The organism is Pseudomonas sp. UME65 (assembly GCF_014170225.1).
Lineage (GTDB): Bacteria > Pseudomonadota > Gammaproteobacteria > Pseudomonadales > Pseudomonadaceae > Aquipseudomonas > Aquipseudomonas protegens.
In genome coordinates this window covers 121,980-138,831 of the sequence record NZ_LZZQ01000005.1, presented here as the reverse complement: position 1 = coordinate 138,831, position 16,852 = coordinate 121,980, and the positions used below count along the sequence as shown (strand labels likewise).

The following is a 16,852-nucleotide window of genomic DNA, read 5'->3' as shown; positions in this document are numbered from 1 at the left end:
CATTGTCGTCCCCCGGCCTGGTCGTTCTGAGTGGTGCCGTTGAAGTTATCTGTGGAAGGGATGTCATCAGATCGTGAAGCTGGTTAAAAAAGCTGTTTGGTTTGTGTTGTGCATGGGGTCGATGCTCTCGATGGGCGCTGGCCTTTATCAATTCATGCTGCCTAAAGGTGATCCCAGCCTGGCGTTGATGCTGGTGCTGATTGCGCTTATTTCTGGTTTTTATCTACGGCCGCAAAAGCCCAGGGCGCGGTAGCCACCATGGTGATTGCCCGTTTGTGGCCAAAGTCGAGTGCTCGATCATGAATCAAGATGAAAGTCTGAAGCGCGATGCTGTAGCGCCATTTACCGGTGCCAGCGAGTTCGTCGTCGACAAGCAACCCCTTGTCGAACTGCTTGCCGTGCTTGCTCAGTGTGGCGAGGTGGTGTCCAGCTTCTTCAAGCCAGATCCCTCAATCAAGGCGTTGGATGAGAGAACGCGACTGGCCGAGTTTCTGGAGCGTTTCAGCAACCTCGCCAGGTCGACGGCTATTGGGCAGATCGAGCCTGGGTTCGGGTCCTTTTCCGTGTTGAATCGATATGAGTTCGAGGGCTCGTTGCTGGCGGTGCTGCTGCGGGGCGGGTGTCATCACGCGCTCCGTGGGTTGAGCCTAGCCAACGCTCGGAAGTTGGTGGATGAGGCGCTGGAGGCGGTGTTTCCCGCGCCGTTTTCCGAGCTGGTGGTGTATCGGTTCGATAGCCCTGATTGGTCTGAGTTGACCAGGGATTCGACGATTTCTTCTGCCTATGTCGCCTGCCAGGGGGCGCGGAATCTGTGGTGGGTGTTGTGCGTGGCTGATGTTGATTGAGGCCCACTGCGGCTAACCCGGCGTCCTGCCGGGTTGCCCACGGATCAATGCCTGCGTTCGGCCATCGTGCTGGCTATCCGTTTTGGGCTATGCCGCCTCCACTGATACTGCAAGACGTTTACCTAGGGCTGCGAGGGCATTTTCCAGCTGTTCCATTTTGGAGCTGTGTAGAAAGTCCACCAGGCGATCTCCCTGGGCCTGGTGGATTCCGAGCAGTCGGCATAGATCGGCCTTGCGCATGTCCCGCTCCATCATCGTGTTCCACAGCGCTATCTTGGCCACGGTCACCATTGGCAAATGAATGACCTGTTCCCCTGGTAGCGGCTCAGAGGCTGGGGGAATGGCGCGGCGCTGGTCGACGTAAAGGGACAGCGTGGTTTCGAGCGCGTCGATGGCCTGGTTGATGGCGTGCTCAGGATCATCGCCAAAGCTATTGAGTTCGGGCAGATCGCGGCAGAAGACCGCCACTCCCGGTGCACGGTCTTGCTCGAAGCGAATGGCGTAGTCGTACATGGTCACTCCTCGGAGGCGACGTTTCAGCATGCAGAGAATGGATGAGAGTCCTAGAGCCCCAATTGCCTGATGATTGCCTTGCGGGTGGGTTCGGGCATTTCCTTGCTGCCGTGATCCGCGAAGGTGGTCTTGTTGCCGTTTGGGGCCGTGACTTTGAAGTGGCTGCCTTTACCGGCCTCGAAGACCACGCCTTGAGCTTTCAACCACCGTCTGAATTCGCTGAATTTCATCACCTCGCCTCATGGCTTGGATTTCTGCACGGTACAACATTCATATTTCTGTACAACACTTTTGTGTTGTTTTTGCGAAGCCTGACCATTACTCCCCGGGCAGATCCATTGCCCGTTGCTCAACTGCATGCAACACATCGCAGCTGCCCTGCAACAACAGGATCGCCACGCTGGAGAAGCGCTCAAGGTCGAGGTGATCGGCGTTGCGGCTGGTCATGCCGGTGACGCTGTCCAGCATGTCCCGGGCGGTGCGGACTGCTGCGACGCAACGGAATGTAGAAGGTGGCGAGCACCGTCACCAGCCACTTGAGTGTGCCTTCAGCAAATACAGAAATGCCTGACATAGGCTGGCGGCTGTTTCTAATATCCTTCCGTTCCTGGTTCCGAAAAGTTTTGCTATCCCCCTCTGTTGTCTCCTTTGTTCTCCATGGCACACTCGGGCGTCTTTTCCGCTATTTCATTCTTTGTTCCGTTATAGCGGAATTATTTGTTCGATATCTTTGGGTTTCCAGGCCGTCGCCGCCAGATGGCCAGCCTTCAACCAGGAGAACCTCTCATGAGCATCACCCGTTACGGCACCGGCAGCACCGCAGGCGGTGGCCAGCCGCGTCCTTTCGCTCGCGCGGTCGAGGCCGATGGCTGGCTGCATGTGTCCGGCCAGGTGCCGGCGCTGGATGGCGAGATCATTCACGGTGGGATCGTCGAGCAGACGCATCAGACGCTGCGCAATCTGGTGGCCATTCTCGAAGAGGCCGGGTACGGCCTGGAGGATGTGGTGCGGGTCGGGGTGTGGCTGGAAGACCCGCGGGATTTCTGGAGTTTCAACAAGGTCTTCGGCGAGTACTTCAAGCCCGAGCACGCGCCGGCCCGGGCCTGTGTGCAGGCCAGCATGATGGTGGACTGCAAGGTCGAGATCGATTGTGTGGCCTACAAGAAGAAAGCCTGATGGCTATGGCCTGTAGGAGCTGGCCTGTAGGAGCTGGCTTGCCAGCGAAGGCGTCCGTCAGGGCGGCACAAGGCTTGAGGGCCTTTTCGCCGGCAAGCCGGCTCCTACGGGGCGATAGAGGGGGCGCAGTTAGATGAGCGAAGACAACATCAAGCGTCGGGCCAAGGGCCTGGATCGGGCGTTCGATATTCTCGACTTCCTCAAGGAGATCGGCCAGCCGTTGCGGCCCAACGATATCGCCAAGGGCATTGGCGGCCCCAAGTCCACGGTCTATGAGTTGGTGGCTTCCCTGCTGGAGCGGCGGGTACTGGAGCCGGTGGGCCAGGAGGGGCATGTGTACCTGGGCCGCCAGTTGTACTTTCTCGGCCAGGCCCATTTGCGCCATTTCGACCTGAGCCGCGAGGCCGACCAGGCCTTGCAGGAAATCGTCCGCCAGACCCAGGAAACCGCGCAGATGTGCCTGCTCAACGGGCGCAAATACACGGTGGCGCTGATGAAGGAGGGCGAGCGGCACTTCCGCATTTCCTCGAACATCGGCGAGAACGCGCCGATTCCCTGGACCGCTTCCGGGCGGTTGCTATTGGGGCATTTGAGCGATGGGCAGATTGTCGACCTGATCGATGAACGGGACTTCGTTCTGCCCGACGGTGAGCGTCTGCCCTTGGAGACGTTTCTCAAGCAAATCCGCCAGGCCACCGAGGATGGGTTCTTTTCCTTCGACAGCGTGGCCGACACCTTTACCCATTGTTTTGCCGCACCGGTGCGCGATGAGCACGGCGTGTGCATCTGCACGCTCTGCATCGTCGCGCCCAGGGCCGATGCCCAGCGCAATTACCAGCAATATCGCCGGGTGCTGATCGACAGCGCCAACCGTCTGGCCCGGCGTATCAACGATTGATGACTGTTTCGCGGCTGTGCGCAGCTGCCTTGATAAGGAGTGCCAAGATGTCTTCCGTATTGAACCTGCCACTGGTGGAAAAGGGCGCCGCTGCCCAGGGCGCGAGCCTGTTGCAAGACGTCAGCCTGCCGGCCCTGGTGCTGCACCGCGAGGCCCTGGAACACAACATCCGCTGGATGCAGAAGTTCGTCAGTGACAGCGGTGCCGAGCTGGCGCCCCACGGCAAGACCAGCATGATGCCCGCGCTGTTTCAGCGGCAGTTGGACGCCGGCGCCTGGGGCATCACCCTGGCCACTGCGGTACAGACTCGCGCTGCCTATGCCCATGGCGCGCGCCGGGTGTTGATGGCCAACCAGTTGGTGGGGGCGCCGAACATGGCGCTGATCGCCGAGCTGCTGGCGGACCCGGATTTCGATTTCTATTGCATGGTCGATCACCCGGACAGCGTCGCCGACCTGGGGGCGTTTTTCGCCCAGCGTGGGGTCACGCTCAAGGTGATGATCGAGTACGGCGTGGTCGGTGGGCGTTGCGGTTGCCGCACCGAGCAGGAGGTGCTGGCCCTGGCCAAGGCGATCCAGGCGCAGCCGGCCCTGGCGCTATGCGGTATCGAAGGTTATGAAGGGGTGATCCATGGCGATCAGGCCATCAGCGGCATCCGCCAGTTCGCTGACTCCCTGGTGCGCCTGGCGGTGGACCTGCACAACGATGGGCTGTTCGCCATCGAGCGGCCGATTATCACTGCCTCGGGGTCAGCCTGGTATGACCTGATTGCCGAATCCTTCGAGACCCACAACGCCAAGGGCCGCTTCCTCAGTGTGCTGCGTCCGGGCAGTTACGTGGCTCATGACCATGGCATCTATAAAGAGGCGCAGTGCTGCGTGCTGGATCGCCGCGCCGACCTGGAGGAGGGCCTGCGCCCGGCCATGGAGGTCTGGGCCCATGTGCAGTCGCTGCCGGAGCCGGGCTTTGCCGTGGTGGCCCTGGGCAAGCGCGATGTGGCCTATGACGCCGGCTTGCCGGTGCCGCTGCGGCGTTATCGCGCCGGGGCCCAGGCCAGTGCCGGGGATGACGTGGGGGCGTGCAAGGTCACTGCGGTGATGGACCAGCATGCGTTTCTCACGGTGGCGCCGGGAGTGGAGCTGCGCATTGGCGACATCATTTCCTTCGGTACTTCGCACCCCTGCCTGACCTTCGACAAATGGCGCACCGGGTTGCTGGTGGATGAGCGCCTGCAGGTGATCGAGAATCTGGAAACCTGTTTCTGATCGCCGGAGCCGGGGATATGCAGGGTCTGCAGGAGCCGGCTTGCCGGCGAAGAGGCCTTTGGATGAGGTGCAGGCCTTGCGGGCGCCTTCGCTGGCAAGCCAGCTCCTACCCGGTGGAATGTGCTTCGAGGGGAGGTCAGGAACATGGACAGGAAGAAACGCATCGCGGCCATCGGCGAATGCATGATCGAGCTGCAGCAGCATCATGACGGCAGCCTGCAACAGAGCTTTGGCGGCGACACCCTGAACGCCGCGGTGTACCTCGCGCGGGAATTGGGCGAGGCCGGGCGGGTGGATTACGTCACCGCCCTGGGCGATGACAGCTTCAGTGATGCCATGTGCCAGGGGTGGGCGGCGGAGGGCATCGGCCTGCAGCGGGTGCAGCGCTTGCCGGGGCGCCTGCCTGGGCTGTATTGCATCCAGACTGACGCCCGGGGCGAGCGGCGCTTTCTCTACTGGCGCAACGAGGCGGCAGTGCGCGACTGCTTTACCACGGTGGCGGCCGGGCCGATCCTCGAAGCGCTGAAGCATTACGATGTGCTGTATTTCAGCGGCATCACCCTGGCGGTGCTGGGGGAGGTGGGGCGCGGGAAGTTGTTGCAGACCCTGGCCGAGGCGCGCCAGCGCCAGGCGCTGATAGTCTTCGACAACAACTACCGGCCGCGCCTGTGGGCGTCGGTCGAACAGGCCCGGGCGGCGTACCGCGAAGTATTGCCCCAGGTGGATCTGGCATTGCTGACCCTGGAGGATGAGCAAGCGCTGTTTGCCTATGCGGATGCCGAAGCGGTGTTCGCGGCGTATCAGGGCACTCCGGAAGTGGTGCTCAAGCGGGGCGCCGAGCCCTGCCTGATTCGCGTGGCGGGTGGTGCTTTCGAGGTGCCGGCCCAGCGGGTGGAGCAGGTAGTGGACACCACGGCGGCCGGGGATTCGTTCAGCGCAGCCTATCTGGCCCGGCGCCTGCTGGGCGGCAGCCCGGTGCAAGCGGCAGAGGCCGGGCACCGCCTGGCGAGCCAGGTCATCCAGCATCCCGGCGCCCTGATACCCCGCCATTGAACCGGGCGTTGACCTTGCGTGCGCCTTCGCTGGCAAGCCAGCTCCTGCAGGGCAGGTGGAGGTTGTAGGAGCCGGCTTGCCGGCGAAGAGGCCATTGAACCGTGCGTTGACCTTGCGGGCGCCTTCGCTGGCAAGCCAGCTCCTGCAGGGCCCGGGGTCAGTCGCGGAAGAAGACTTGCACCAGGTGATAGCCGAACTTGCTCTTGATCGGGCCATGCACGGTGCGCAGGGGCTTCTTGAAAATGACCTGGTCGATGGCACCGACCATCTGCCCCGGGCGCACTTCCCCCAGGTCGCCGCCGCGCTTGCCGGATGGGCAGGTGGAGTATTTCTTCGCCAGTACGTCGAAGGCTTCACCCTTGGCGATGCGCTGCTTGAGCTGTTCAGCCTCTTCGGCGGTTTTCACCAGGATGTGGCGGGCTTGGGCTTTCATGGGCGGGTGACCTTGTAGCGGGAAATCGGCGGCCGCGGATTATGCCTGAATTCAGGACGCGCGGCCGATCATCTGACGAATCTTCTGGGCCATTTCCTCAATGGAAAACGGCTTGGCCATCAGGTCCATGCCCGGCTCCAGGAAGCCCTGGCGCTCGGCCGCCTTTTCCGCGTAGCCGGTCATGAACAGCACCTTGAGCCCGGGCCGCTGCTGGCGGGCGATCTCCGCCAGTTGCCGGCCATTCATGCCCGGCAGGCCGACATCGGTCACCAGCAGGTCGACGCGCATCGGCGATTCCAGCAAGGGCAGGGCGCTGCGCGCATCTTCGGCCTCGAAGGCGCGGTAGCCCAGTTCGGCGAGGACATTGAGCACCAGCATGCGCACTGCCGGGTCGTCTTCCACCACCACCACGGTTTCCCCGGCGATGGCCTGGGGCGCCTGGTTGAGGGTGGCGGGTTCGGCGCTGTCCAGTGGTGCGGCGAACAGCCTTGGCAGGTACAGGCGCACGCAGGTGCCCTGGTCCGGTTCGCTGCTGATGGTCACGTGGCCGCCGGACTGCTGGGCGAAGCCGTAGATCATCGACAGCCCCAGGCCCGTGCCCTGGCCGATGGGCTTGGTGGTGAAGAACGGGTCGAAGGCCTTGGCCAGGATCCGCGGGCTCATGCCGGCGCCGTTGTCGCTGACGCCGAGCATCACATAGTCGCCGGCCTTGACCGGCTCCAGGGTGCTGATGTCGCTGCCGTCGAGGTAGCTGTTGGCGGTTTCGATCAGCAGCCTGCCGCCGTCGGGCATGGCGTCGCGGGCGTTGATCACCAGGTTGAGCAGGGCATTTTCCAACTGGCTGGCGTCGGTGTTCACCGGCCACACACCGTCCGCCAATTGCATCTGCAGCTCGATGTGCTCGCCCTTGGTGTGGTTGAACAGCTCTTGCAGCGAGCGCACCAGCTGGTTGGGGTCCAGGGGCTGGCGGTCCAGGGACTGGCGCCGGGAGAACGCCAGCAGGCGGTGGGTCAGGGACGCCGCGCGTTTGGCCGAGGACATGGCCGCTTCGGTGAAGCGGCCGATCTCGGCGCCGCGGCCGTTGTCGATATAGCGCTGCATCAGGTCCAGGCTGCCGATGATGCCGGTGAGCATGTTGTTGAAGTCGTGGGCGATGCCGCCGGTGAGCTGGCCCACGGCTTCCATCTTCTGCGCGTGGCGCAGGGCATCTTCGGCGCGTTCGCGCTCGAACATTTCGTTCTGCAGGCGCTGGTTGGCAGTGGCCAGGGCCTCGGTCCGCTGGTTGACCCGTTCCTCCAGGGTTTCGTTGAGATTGCGCAGGGCTTCTTCGGTCTGCCGGCGCTCGGTTTCGTCGATGACAAAGATGTAGAAACCATTGATCGCGCCGTCGGCGCCGTAACGCGGCAGGTACTTCATCAGGGCATGGCGCGGCCGGCCGTCGCGGTGCGGCGAGTTGGCCTCGAAGCTGCACGGCTTGCCGGCCAGTGCGGCCTTGATGTTCTCGGCGCGAGTGGCGTAGATCTCGTCGCCGACCACTTCGCGGATGCTCTTGCCGTACAGTTCCTGCGGGGTCAGGCCGTACCAGTCCAGGTAGGCGCTGTTGTTCAGGCGAAAGCGTTCCTCGTGGTCGACATAGCCGATCAGCACGGGCATGGCATTGATGATCAGTTGCAGCTCGGTCTGGCTCTGGCGCAGCGCCTGTTCCATCTGCTTGCGTTCGGTGAGGTCCAGGGCCGCGCCGAGAAAACGCGTCGGCCGGCCATGGTGGTCCTTGTAGCAGCGGCCTCGGGCGAACACCCAGCGCAGCTGGCCGTCGGCCAGTTGCAGGCGGTACTCCTCGGCGTACTCGGTGCCGTGGGTGATGCAGTGCTTGATGCCCCGGGCCACCATGCCGCGGTCCTCCGGGTGCACGCCCTTGAGGTATTCGCTGATGGGCAGTTGCCGGGACTGCTGCGGATCGACGCTGTGCAACTGGGCGAAATGCGCGTCGGCGATGAAGCGGTCTTCGCCGATGTCCCAATCCCAGGTGCCCACCGCGTCGGTGGCCGCCAGGGCCAGTTGCAGGCGCTCTTCGGTCTCGTGCTGGGCGCGCAGGCTATCGTCGGAGCGCTGCTGCAGTTCCAGGGCGATGCGCCGGCGCTCGTTGGTCTCGATGGCGGTGACCAGGATTCCGGCGACGTCGCCGCGTTCGTTGCGGATCGGGCTGTAGGTCAGGTCCAGCCACAGGTCGTATTCGCTGCCGTTGGTGCGTTGCAGGCTGAAGCGCTGTTCGCTGAAGGTGCGCACCTGGCCGTTGAGCACGGCGCGGTAGATCGGGTCGGTGAAGTCCATCAGTTCCGGCCAGGTCAGGTGCGCCGGGTGGCCGAAGGCACTGGGGTGCTTGTTGCCCGCCAGCAGGGCGAAGCCGTCGTTGTAGATCTGCGTCAGCTCGGCGCCCCACAGCAGCAGCATCGGCATCGGCGAATGGATCACGATGTCCACGGCGGTGCGCAGGCTCTGGGGCCAGTGGCCGGATTCTCCGAGGGGAGTGGCCGACCAGTCCAGGCGGGCAATCAGGTTGGCGGCTTCGCTGCCGGAGTGGGGGCCATTCATGTCGAAGGTGTCCTGGGTGGTGCGGTATTACGCGGCGACGCCACAGGCTCGCGCACTCGAAAAGTCGCATGGACATGCGGTGCATATTCAAACGGATGGATTGTAGGCGTTTTCGGCGCGCACATTTTCACCCGCTTTTGCGGCGGATGACCAGTCTAGAGGGGCTGAACGGTTATCAGAGTGATGCGTTGGGGATGCGGTAGCCCGTAGGAGCCGGCTTGCCAGCGAAGTGGCCATTGCCGAGCGCGCCGACCTGGACGACGCCTTCGCCGGCAAGCCGGCTCCTGCAAAGGGCGGGGTCAGTGGCGCAACTCCTCGCGGTCGCGAAACTGTTCCAGGGCCTCGGGGTTGGCCAGGGCGTCGGTGTTCTTCACCGGCAGGCCGTGCACCACGTTGCGCACCGCCAGTTCGACGATCTTGCCGCTGATGGTGCGGGGAATGTCCGTGACCGCGAGGATCTTCGCCGGCACATGGCGCGGCGTGGTGTTGCTGCGAATCACCTGGCGAATGTGTTCCTGCAAGGCTTCATCGAGCTCCACGCCGTCTTGCAGGCGCACGAACAGCACCACCCGCACGTCCTGCTCCCAGCTCTGGCCGATGGCCAGGCTTTCCAGGACCTGCTCCAGCTTTTCCACCTGGCGGTAGATTTCCGCGGTGCCGATACGCACCCCGCCGGGGTTGAGCACGGCGTCCGAACGCCCATGGATCAGCCAGCCACCCTCGGCCAGTTGTTCGGCGTAGTCGCCCTGGGCCCAGACGCCGGGGAACAGGCTGAAGTACGAGGCCTTGAGCTTGCTCTGGTCCGGGTCGTGCCACAGGCCCACGGGAATGCTGGGGAAGTGCCGGGTGCACACCAGCTCGCCTTTCTCGCCGATCACCGGCTGGCCCTGGTCGTTCCACACTTCGATGGCCATGCCCAGGCCCTTGCCTTGCATCTCGCCGCGGCGCACCGGTTGTATCGGATTGCCGGCGACGAAGCAGGCGACGATATCGGTGCCGCCGGACATCGAGGCCAGGCACAGCTCGCTCTTGATCTCGCGGTACACGTAGTCGTAGCTCTGCGGCGACAGCGGCGAGCCGGTGCACAGCAGGGTCTTCAGGCTCTCCAGGCGGTGGCTCTGGCGCGGCCGGCTGCCGGCCTTTTCCAGAGCCGCCAGGTACTTGGGGCTGGTGCCGAAGACGCTGATGGCTTCGCGGTCGATCAGGTCCATCAGGTGCTCGTTGCCGGGATGGAACGGCGAGCCATCGTAGAGCACCAGGCTGGCCCCGGTGGCCAGGGCCGAGACCAGCCAGTTCCACATCATCCAGCCGCAGGTGGTGTAGTAGAACAGGCGCTCGCCGGGGCCCAGGTCAGCGTGCAGGCCGTGCTCCTTGAGGTGTTGCAGCAGCACCCCGCCGGTGCCGTGGACGATGCACTTGGGCACCCCGGTGGTGCCGCTGGAATAGAGGATGTACAGCGGATGGGCGAAGGGCACCGGGGTGAATTCGGGCTCGCCGCCGGGGCGGTAGAAGTCGTCCCACAGGCTGACGCTGGCGGGGGTGCGGTAGTCCTCGGCCCGGGCCTGCGAGCGGGCGTAGGGCACGATCAGCAACTGCTCCAGGGACGGCAGGCGCTCGAGGATCTGGTTGACCTTGGCCGTCTGGTCGATGTCCTTGCCGGCGTAGCGGTAGCCGGCGCAGGTGATCAGCACCTTGGGCTCGATCTGGCCGAAGCGGTCGACCACCCCCTGGGTGCCGAAATCCGGCGAGCAGCTGGACCACACGGCCCCGAGGCTGGTGCTGGCGAGCATGCCCACCAGGGTCTGCCAGGTGTTGGGCATGCATGCCGCGACCCGATCGCCGAGACCGACCCCGGCCGCCCTCAGGCTGCGTTGCAGGCCGGCCACCTGGGCCGCCAGTTCGGCGTGGGTCAATTGTTCGCGCTGGCCGTTTTCGTTGATCGCCACCACCGCGACGCTGTCATCCCGACGCTTGAGCAGGTGCTCGGCGAAGTTCAGGGTGGCGCCGGGAAACCACTGCGCGCTGGGCATCTGCGGCCCTTCGCGCAGCACGCATTCAGCAGGCTGGTGGAAGCTGACGTCGAAGACGTCGACGATGGCCTGCCAGAAGCTTTCTCGCTGGTCGATGCTCCACTGGTGCAGGGCGGGGTAGTCGTGAAGATTCAGGCCGTGGCGCTGATTGACGAAGCGGCGAAAGGCATCCATCCGCGTCTTGCCGATGCGCTCGGCGCTGGGTTGCCAGAGTAGGTCGGACATGCAAGGCCTCGTGTTCTTATTGTTGTTTTTTTGGGGGGCTGTTCGCTGGCAAGCCAGCTCCTACGCGGGCCAGCACAGCCGTGTAGGAGCCGGCTTGCCGGCGAAGACGTCAGCCAGAGACGCGCGTCATTGCGCCAGCCACCCGCCATCGATGTTCCACGCCGCACCACGCACCTGGGCGCCGGCTTCGCTGCACAAAAATAGCACCAGTTCCCCCAGTTGCGACGGGGTGACGAACGCCAGGGACGGCTGCTTTTCCGCCAGCAGATCATGCTGGGCCTGTTGCGGGTCGGTGCCGGCCGCGACGCGATCATCGATCTGCTTCTGCACCAGCGGGGTCAGCACCCAGCCCGGGCAGATGGCGTTGCAGGTGACGTTGCTGGTGGCGGTTTCCAGGCCTACCACCTTGGTCAGGCCGATCACCCCGTGCTTGGCCGCCACATAGGCGGCCTTGCCCACCGAGCCCACCTGGCCGTGCACCGAGGCGATGTTGACGATCCGCCCCCAGCCCTTGGCGCGCATCCCCGGCAGCCCCAGGCGGGTGCTGTGGAACACCGACGACAGGTTGATGGCGATGATCGAATCCCAGCGCTCCACGGGGAACTCCTCCACCGCCGCCACATGCTGGATGCCGGCGTTGTTGACCAGGATGTCGACGCCGCCGAACTCCCGTTCGGCGTAGGCGAACATCTCGGCGATCTGCGCAGGGTCGCTGACGTCCGCCGGGTGATGGCCGACCTGGCCGCCGAATTGTGCGACCTCGGCGATCGCCTTCGAGGCATCGCCAAAACCGTTGAGAATCAGCTTGGCCCCGGCCTTGGCCAGCACCAGGGCGATGCCCAGGCCGATGCCGCTGGTGGAGCCGGTGACCAGGGCGGTCTTGCCAGAAAGAGTGGTCATGAATACCTCACACAATGCCGGTGGCGTAGAAAGTGGCGATGACGACGAAGACCGCCAGGGTCTTGATCAGGGTAATGCAGAAAATGTCCTTGTAGGCCTCGCGATGGGTCAGCCCGGTGACCGCCAGCAGGGTGATCACCGCGCCGTTGTGGGGCAGGGTGTCCATGCCGCCGCTGGCCATGGCGGCCACCCGGTGCAGCACTTCCAGGGGAATGTTGGCAGCGTGGGCGGCGCTGATGAAACTTTCGGACATGGCCGCCAGGGCGATGCTCATGCCGCCCGAGGCCGAACCTGTGATGCCCGCCAGCAGGGTCACGGTAATGGCTTCGTTGACCAGCGGGTTGGGGATGCTTTTGAGCCAGTCGGCCAGCACCAGGAAGCCCGGCAGGGAAGCGATCACCGCACCGAAGCCGTATTCCGAGGCGGTGTTCATGGCCGCCAGCAGGGCGCCGCTGACCGCGCTCTTGCTGCCTTCGGCGAGCTTGCTGCGAATCGCCGAGAAACCGCACACCAGCACCATCAGGATGCCCACCAGCAACGCCGCCTGCACCGCCCAGATGGCGGTCAGCTTGGCGATTTCGCTGGTTACCGGCGCCGCCATGCCCGGCAGGCTGAGGCTGTGGGTCTTGCCGTACCACTGGGGAATCCAGTGGGTGAACAGCAGGTTCATGATGCCCACCAGCAGCAACGGCGACAGCGCCAGCCAGGGGTTGGGCAGCTCCAGGTCTTCGGCGGTTTCCGGCTCGTTGCGCAGCTCGGTGCCGTAGCCTTCACCGGCCTTCTGCGCCTTGTTGCGCTGGCGCTGGAGGAACAGCATGCCGGCGCAGAACACAAAGATGGTGCCGATCACCCCCAGCCAGGGCGCGGCCCAGGCGGTGGTATTGAAGAAGGTGCTGGGGATGATGTTCTGGATCTGCGGGGTGCCGGGCAGGGCGTCCATGGTGAAGGAAAACGCCCCCAGGGCGATGGTCGCCGGGATCAGGCGCTTGGGGATGTTGCTCTGGCGGAACATCTCGGCGGCAAAGGGGTAGACCGCGAACACCACCACGAACAGCGAGACCCCGCCGTAGGTCAGCAGCGCGCAGACCAGTACGATCACCAGCATGGCCTGGCGGGTGCCCAGCAGGCGGATGGCGGCCGCGACGATGGAGCGGGAAAAGCCCGACAGCTCGATCAGCTTGCCGAACACCGCGCCCAGCAGGAACACCGGGAAATACAACTTGATGAAGCCGACCATCTTCTCCATGAACACGCCGGTGAAGGCGGGCGCCACGGCGGACGGGTCGGTGAGCAGCACCGCGCCGAGGGCGGCGATGGGGGCAAAGAGGATGACGCTGTAGCCACGGTAGGCAGCGAGCATCAGCAGCGCCAGGGCTGCCAAGGCAATGATCACACTCATGGTGTGTCTCTCCAGGATTGTTATTGTTGTCGGGTGTTGCGTGTGGAGAGCGTTATAGCGAGAACTGTGCCATCTAATTAAGCTATTGAAATATATAGATATTTTTATTTTTCTGGGGGCGAATTGACGTTGATTGTCTCTGTTTGGAGATTTTTTTGGGTTTACCGGCCTCTTCGCTGGCAAGCCAGCTCCTACAGAGATTGTGCAAGCCGACGTAGGAGCTGGCTTGCCAGCGAAAAGCGCGCAGTGCGCGGTAGGTTCTTCAAACTGAGATTTGTGTCTCTTTATTGAGACTCGACAATCCCCAGGGCTGCCATCTTCTTGTACAGCGTGGAGCGCCCCAGCCCCAGGCGCCGGGCCGCTTCGTCCACCTTGCCGGCACATTGGGCCAGGGTGGCGCCGATCAGTTGCCGGTCGAAACGCTCTCGGGCCGCGGCGAAGGTTTCCTGGTTTGGCGAATCGCCCGGCACCAGGGCTTCGTTACGCTGCACCGGGCTGAAGCTGCCGATCGCCGCGCGAATATCCGAGGCGTTGAGTATCAGGTCGTCGCTGAGCAGCGCCGCTCGTTCCAGGACGTTGCGCAACTCGCGGATGTTCCCCGGCCAGGCATGTTGCGCCAGCAGGGCCAGGGCATCGCGGTCCAGTTCATGCTGGCTGCGCAGTTCTTCGAGAATCCCTTCGCTCAGGGCTGGCAGGTCGTCCAGGCGTTCGCGCAAGGCTGGCACCTGGATTGGCAGCACATTCAACCGGTAGTACAGGTCGGCGCGAAACTCGCCGCGCTTGATCGCCGCCTCAAGGTCTGTGGAGGTGGCGGCGATGATCCGCACATCGCTGTGGATCACCTCGTTGGAGCCCACCGGCTCGAACTCTTTTTCCTGCAGCACCCGCAGCAGCTTGCTTTGCAGGGGCAGCGGCATGTCGCCGATTTCATCGAGGAACAGGCTGCCGCCCTGGGCGATCTGCAACTTGCCCGGGCGGCCCTTGCGGTCGGCACCGGTAAAGGCGCCGGGTGCGGTGCCGAAGAACTCGGCTTCCAGCAGGGCCTCGGGAATCGCCGCGCTGTTGATGCTGACAAAGGGCTTGTGGGCCCGGGGCGAGGCGGCGTGGATGGCCTGGGCCAGCAGCTCCTTGCCGGTGCCGGTCTCGCCTTGCAGCAGCACCGGGGATTCGGCGCTGGCGCTGCGCCGGGCCCGGCGTTTGACTTCCAGGCTGGCGGTGCTTGTGCCGATGAAATGGGCGAAGTTGTACTTGGTCTGCCGGGCCCGCAACAAGGAGCGGGTGGAGGCCAGCTCTTCCTGCATGCTCAGGTAGCGCTTGAGCATGGGGGACAGGCTGCGCAGTTCGTCGAACAGGGCAAAGCCGATGGCGCCGATCACCGTGCCGGCGGCGTCGTGGATTGGCAGGCGCATCACCACCAGGGGCTCTTTGGGAGTGTCCTGCATGTCCAGCAGGATGGGGCGACCGGTGCGTACCACTTCCCGCAGCAGGCTGCCGGGGATCACGCTTTCACAGGGCTTGCCGATGGCGAAGGCCGCCGATTCCAGGCCGAAGCGCCGGGCATAACGCTCGTTCATCCAGACGATATTGGCGTCGCGATCGACGATCACCGTGCCTTCGCTGGATTGCTCGATGATCTCGAACAGCGAGCGGATCGCCAGTTGGCGCACGCGCTGGTAGTCCTTGAGGCTTTCGCTGTCGTTCATGGCGGCATCCTGGAAATGGGCGCAGCGATTATGCCGCAGTCTGCCCCGGTTGTTGCGCTGTAGCCGCTGCCGAGCGCCAGCGAGGCTGCGCAAAGGGCCGCAGGACCTTCGGCGGTCTCAAGGGCGGCGTCTCCTGCGGAGCCGTTCGCAGCCTGCGGCAGCGGCTACACCAGGTCGCGAAGCTGGCTGCTGTCGAGCCTTGCGAGGCTGCGAGAAAGGGGCGTCGACGGCAGGTCAGCCGGGATGGGCGGCGGCCAGCAGTTCCCGGGTGTAGGGGTGCTGGGGGTTTTCGAACACCTCGTGGCTGGCGCCGCGCTCAACCACCTTGCCGTCCTTGATCACGATCATGTCGTGGGCCAGGGCTCGCACCACCGCCAGGTCATGGCTGATGAACAGGTAGGTCAGGCCGTACTTTTCCTGCAGCTGACGCAGCAGGGCCACCACTTGCTTCTGCACGGTACGGTCCAGGGCCGAGGTGGGTTCGTCCAGCAAAATCAGCGCCGGTTTCAGCACCAGGGCCCGGGCGATGGCGATGCGCTGGCGCTGGCCGCCGGAGAACTCGTGGGGGTAGCGGTGGCGGCTGTCGGGGTCGAGGCCGACCTCCTCCAGGGCGCGGATGACCTGTTCGTCGCACTGGCGGGCATCGTACTGGCTGTGCACTTCCAGGCCTTCGCTGATGATCTGCGCCACCGACATGCGCGGACTGAGGCTGCCGAAGGGGTCCTGGAATACCACCTGCATCTGCTTGCGCCAGGGGCGCAGTTGCTTCTGGTTGAGGCCGTCCAGGGCCTGGCCCTGGAAGCGGATGCCGCCCTGGGAATCCAGCAGCCGCAGGATTGCCTGGCCGAGGGTGGATTTGCCCGAGCCGGATTCGCCGACAATCCCCAGGGTCTTGCCTTGCTGCACGCTGAGGCTGATGCCGTCCACTGCCCGCAGGTACTCCTTGCGCCGGAACAGGCCGCCGCCGATCTGGAATTCGACGCGCAGGTGGTCCACCTCCAGCACGGTTTCCCGGCTGTCGCGACACAGCGGTTCGCCCTCGGGCTCGGCATGCAGCAGTTCACAGCTGTATGGATGTTGCGGGGCGTTGAACAGGGTGTCGCAGTCGGCCTGCTCGACGATTTCCCCGGCTTTCATCACGCACACCCGCTGGGCGATGCGCCGCACCAGGTTGAGGTCGTGGCTGATCAGCAGCAGGGACATGCCCAGGCGCTGTTGCAGGGATTTGAGCAGCAGCAGGATCTTGCGCTGCACGGTGACATCGAGGGCGGTGGTGGGTTCGTCGGCAATCAGCAGTTCCGGTTCGCAGGCCAGGGCCATGGCGATCATCACCCGCTGGCGCTGGCCGCCGGAGAGCTGGTGCGGGTAGGCCTTGAGCCGTTCCCGGGGCTTCTGGATGCCCACCAGCTCCAGCAGTTCGAGGATCCGCGCCTGGGCCTCCTTGCCCCCCAGGCCTCGATGCAGCAGCAGGGTTTCGCCGATCTGTTTTTCCACGCTGTGCAGCGGGTTGAGGGAGGTCATGGGCTCCTGGAAGATCATGGCGATGCGGTTGCCCCGCAGCTGTTGCAGGGTCGCCGGGCTGGCACCGATCAGTTCCTGGCCGCGATAGCGCACGCTGCCGGTGGCGCTGCAGCCGGTCTGCGGCAGCAGTTGCAGGATCGAATGGGCGGTCACCGACTTGCCCGAGCCGGACTCGCCCACCAAGGCCAGGCATTCGCCGGGGCGGATGTCCAGGCTCAGGTCGCGAACCACGGTCTGCTCGCCGAAGGCGACGTTGAGCTGGCGGATTTCGATCAGGTTCTCAGTCATTTCTACAATCC

At 64.3% G+C, this 16,852-nt stretch carries 16 protein-coding genes; 6 read left to right on the top strand and 10 right to left on the bottom strand.

The window, feature by feature from the left end:
- Positions 1–73 precede the first annotated feature (73 nt).
- Together A9971_RS04280 and A9971_RS04275 are read left to right on the top strand one after the other, a co-directional pair.
- On the top strand, positions 74–253 hold the full coding sequence (locus A9971_RS04280; RefSeq protein ID WP_123725200.1) for a hypothetical protein: 180 nt from the start codon (positions 74–76) through the stop codon (positions 251–253).
- Between the two features lie 46 nt (positions 254–299).
- Complete coding sequence (locus A9971_RS04275) at positions 300–845, top strand: hypothetical protein (protein ID WP_183001458.1); 546 nt, start codon at positions 300–302, stop codon at positions 843–845.
- 87 nt (positions 846–932) lie between these two features.
- On the opposite strand, the gene A9971_RS04270 is transcribed toward A9971_RS04275, so the two are convergent.
- The 3 genes from A9971_RS04270 to A9971_RS04260 form a co-directional block, all read right to left on the bottom strand.
- Positions 933–1,358: a type II toxin-antitoxin system HicB family antitoxin gene (locus A9971_RS04270; RefSeq protein ID WP_053159226.1), complete on the bottom strand. Its 426-nt coding sequence runs from the start codon at positions 1,356–1,358 to the stop codon at positions 933–935.
- Positions 1,359–1,408: 50 nt separating this feature from the next.
- The gene (locus A9971_RS04265) at positions 1,409–1,588 is read right to left on the bottom strand and encodes a type II toxin-antitoxin system HicA family toxin (RefSeq protein WP_053159224.1); all 180 of its coding nucleotides are present in this window, start codon (positions 1,586–1,588) and stop codon (positions 1,409–1,411) included.
- A gap of 88 nt (positions 1,589–1,676) precedes the next feature.
- Positions 1,677–1,826 (bottom strand): hypothetical protein, encoded by a 150-nt coding sequence (locus tag A9971_RS04260; protein ID WP_155494419.1) that lies wholly within the window; start codon positions 1,824–1,826, stop codon positions 1,677–1,679.
- A 318-nt stretch (positions 1,827–2,144) separates the two neighbouring features.
- Between A9971_RS04260 and A9971_RS04255 the strand changes: the two genes are divergently transcribed.
- From A9971_RS04255 to A9971_RS04240, 4 genes are all read left to right on the top strand, one after another.
- The gene (locus A9971_RS04255) at positions 2,145–2,534 is read left to right on the top strand and encodes a RidA family protein (protein WP_011061860.1); all 390 of its coding nucleotides are present in this window, start codon (positions 2,145–2,147) and stop codon (positions 2,532–2,534) included.
- A 133-nt stretch (positions 2,535–2,667) separates the two neighbouring features.
- The gene (locus tag A9971_RS04250; RefSeq protein ID WP_041118802.1) at positions 2,668–3,432 is read left to right on the top strand and encodes an IclR family transcriptional regulator; all 765 of its coding nucleotides are present in this window, start codon (positions 2,668–2,670) and stop codon (positions 3,430–3,432) included.
- A gap of 47 nt (positions 3,433–3,479) precedes the next feature.
- A complete protein-coding gene (locus A9971_RS04245; protein ID WP_019096140.1) occupies positions 3,480–4,697 on the top strand; it encodes an amino acid deaminase in 1,218 nt (405 codons plus the stop codon).
- A gap of 144 nt (positions 4,698–4,841) precedes the next feature.
- A complete protein-coding gene (locus A9971_RS04240) occupies positions 4,842–5,750 on the top strand; it encodes a sugar kinase (protein WP_169893551.1) in 909 nt (302 codons plus the stop codon).
- A gap of 157 nt (positions 5,751–5,907) precedes the next feature.
- Here the strand turns inward: A9971_RS04240 and A9971_RS04235 are convergent, their stop codons facing one another.
- The 7 genes from A9971_RS04235 to A9971_RS04205 all read right to left on the bottom strand — a co-directional run bounded on the left by A9971_RS04235 (position 5,908) and on the right by A9971_RS04205 (position 16,841).
- The gene (locus A9971_RS04235) at positions 5,908–6,183 is read right to left on the bottom strand and encodes a peptidylprolyl isomerase (RefSeq protein WP_011061856.1); all 276 of its coding nucleotides are present in this window, start codon (positions 6,181–6,183) and stop codon (positions 5,908–5,910) included.
- Positions 6,184–6,234: 51 nt separating this feature from the next.
- Positions 6,235–8,775 carry a PAS domain-containing protein gene (locus A9971_RS04230; protein ID WP_011061855.1) on the bottom strand — a complete coding sequence of 847 codons (2,541 nt, stop codon included), beginning with the start codon at positions 8,773–8,775 and terminating at the stop codon, positions 6,235–6,237.
- Between the two features lie 299 nt (positions 8,776–9,074).
- A complete protein-coding gene (locus A9971_RS04225) occupies positions 9,075–11,030 on the bottom strand; it encodes an acetoacetate--CoA ligase (RefSeq protein ID WP_077934395.1) in 1,956 nt (651 codons plus the stop codon).
- Between the two features lie 126 nt (positions 11,031–11,156).
- Entirely contained in the window at positions 11,157–11,930 is a 774-nt protein-coding gene (hbdH, locus tag A9971_RS04220; RefSeq protein WP_015636019.1) for a 3-hydroxybutyrate dehydrogenase, read from the bottom strand.
- A gap of 7 nt (positions 11,931–11,937) precedes the next feature.
- Positions 11,938–13,329 carry a GntP family permease gene (locus A9971_RS04215; protein WP_015636018.1) on the bottom strand — a complete coding sequence of 464 codons (1,392 nt, stop codon included), beginning with the start codon at positions 13,327–13,329 and terminating at the stop codon, positions 11,938–11,940.
- Positions 13,330–13,613: 284 nt separating this feature from the next.
- On the bottom strand, positions 13,614–15,032 hold the full coding sequence (locus A9971_RS04210; RefSeq protein ID WP_183001457.1) for a sigma-54-dependent Fis family transcriptional regulator: 1,419 nt from the start codon (positions 15,030–15,032) through the stop codon (positions 13,614–13,616).
- 234 nt (positions 15,033–15,266) lie between these two features.
- Positions 15,267–16,841, bottom strand: coding sequence for an ABC transporter ATP-binding protein (locus A9971_RS04205; RefSeq protein WP_183001456.1), 1,575 nt, complete (start codon positions 16,839–16,841; stop codon positions 15,267–15,269).
- Between the last annotated feature and the right edge of the window lie 11 nt (positions 16,842–16,852).

What these genes read in the sequence shown, in the direction of transcription:
- A9971_RS04275 (WP_183001458.1), top strand. Translation starts at nt 300, where the DNA reads ATGAATCAAGATGAAAGTCTGAAGCGCGATGCTGTAGCGCCATTTACC.
- A9971_RS04270 (WP_053159226.1), bottom strand. Translation starts at nt 1,358, where the DNA reads ATGTACGACTACGCCATTCGCTTCGAGCAAGACCGTGCACCGGGAGTG.
- A9971_RS04265 (WP_053159224.1), bottom strand. Translation starts at nt 1,588, where the DNA reads ATGAAATTCAGCGAATTCAGACGGTGGTTGAAAGCTCAAGGCGTGGTC.
- A9971_RS04260 (WP_155494419.1), bottom strand. Translation starts at nt 1,826, where the DNA reads ATGCTGGACAGCGTCACCGGCATGACCAGCCGCAACGCCGATCACCTC.
- A9971_RS04255 (WP_011061860.1), top strand. Translation starts at nt 2,145, where the DNA reads ATGAGCATCACCCGTTACGGCACCGGCAGCACCGCAGGCGGTGGCCAG.
- A9971_RS04250 (WP_041118802.1), top strand. Translation starts at nt 2,668, where the DNA reads ATGAGCGAAGACAACATCAAGCGTCGGGCCAAGGGCCTGGATCGGGCG.
- A9971_RS04245 (WP_019096140.1), top strand. Translation starts at nt 3,480, where the DNA reads ATGTCTTCCGTATTGAACCTGCCACTGGTGGAAAAGGGCGCCGCTGCC.
- A9971_RS04240 (WP_169893551.1), top strand. Translation starts at nt 4,842, where the DNA reads ATGGACAGGAAGAAACGCATCGCGGCCATCGGCGAATGCATGATCGAG.
- A9971_RS04235 (WP_011061856.1), bottom strand. Translation starts at nt 6,183, where the DNA reads ATGAAAGCCCAAGCCCGCCACATCCTGGTGAAAACCGCCGAAGAGGCT.
- A9971_RS04230 (WP_011061855.1), bottom strand. Translation starts at nt 8,775, where the DNA reads ATGAATGGCCCCCACTCCGGCAGCGAAGCCGCCAACCTGATTGCCCGC.
- A9971_RS04225 (WP_077934395.1), bottom strand. Translation starts at nt 11,030, where the DNA reads ATGTCCGACCTACTCTGGCAACCCAGCGCCGAGCGCATCGGCAAGACG.
- hbdH (WP_015636019.1), bottom strand. Translation starts at nt 11,930, where the DNA reads ATGACCACTCTTTCTGGCAAGACCGCCCTGGTCACCGGCTCCACCAGC.
- A9971_RS04215 (WP_015636018.1), bottom strand. Translation starts at nt 13,329, where the DNA reads ATGAGTGTGATCATTGCCTTGGCAGCCCTGGCGCTGCTGATGCTCGCT.
- A9971_RS04210 (WP_183001457.1), bottom strand. Translation starts at nt 15,032, where the DNA reads ATGAACGACAGCGAAAGCCTCAAGGACTACCAGCGCGTGCGCCAACTG.
- A9971_RS04205 (WP_183001456.1), bottom strand. Translation starts at nt 16,841, where the DNA reads ATGACTGAGAACCTGATCGAAATCCGCCAGCTCAACGTCGCCTTCGGC.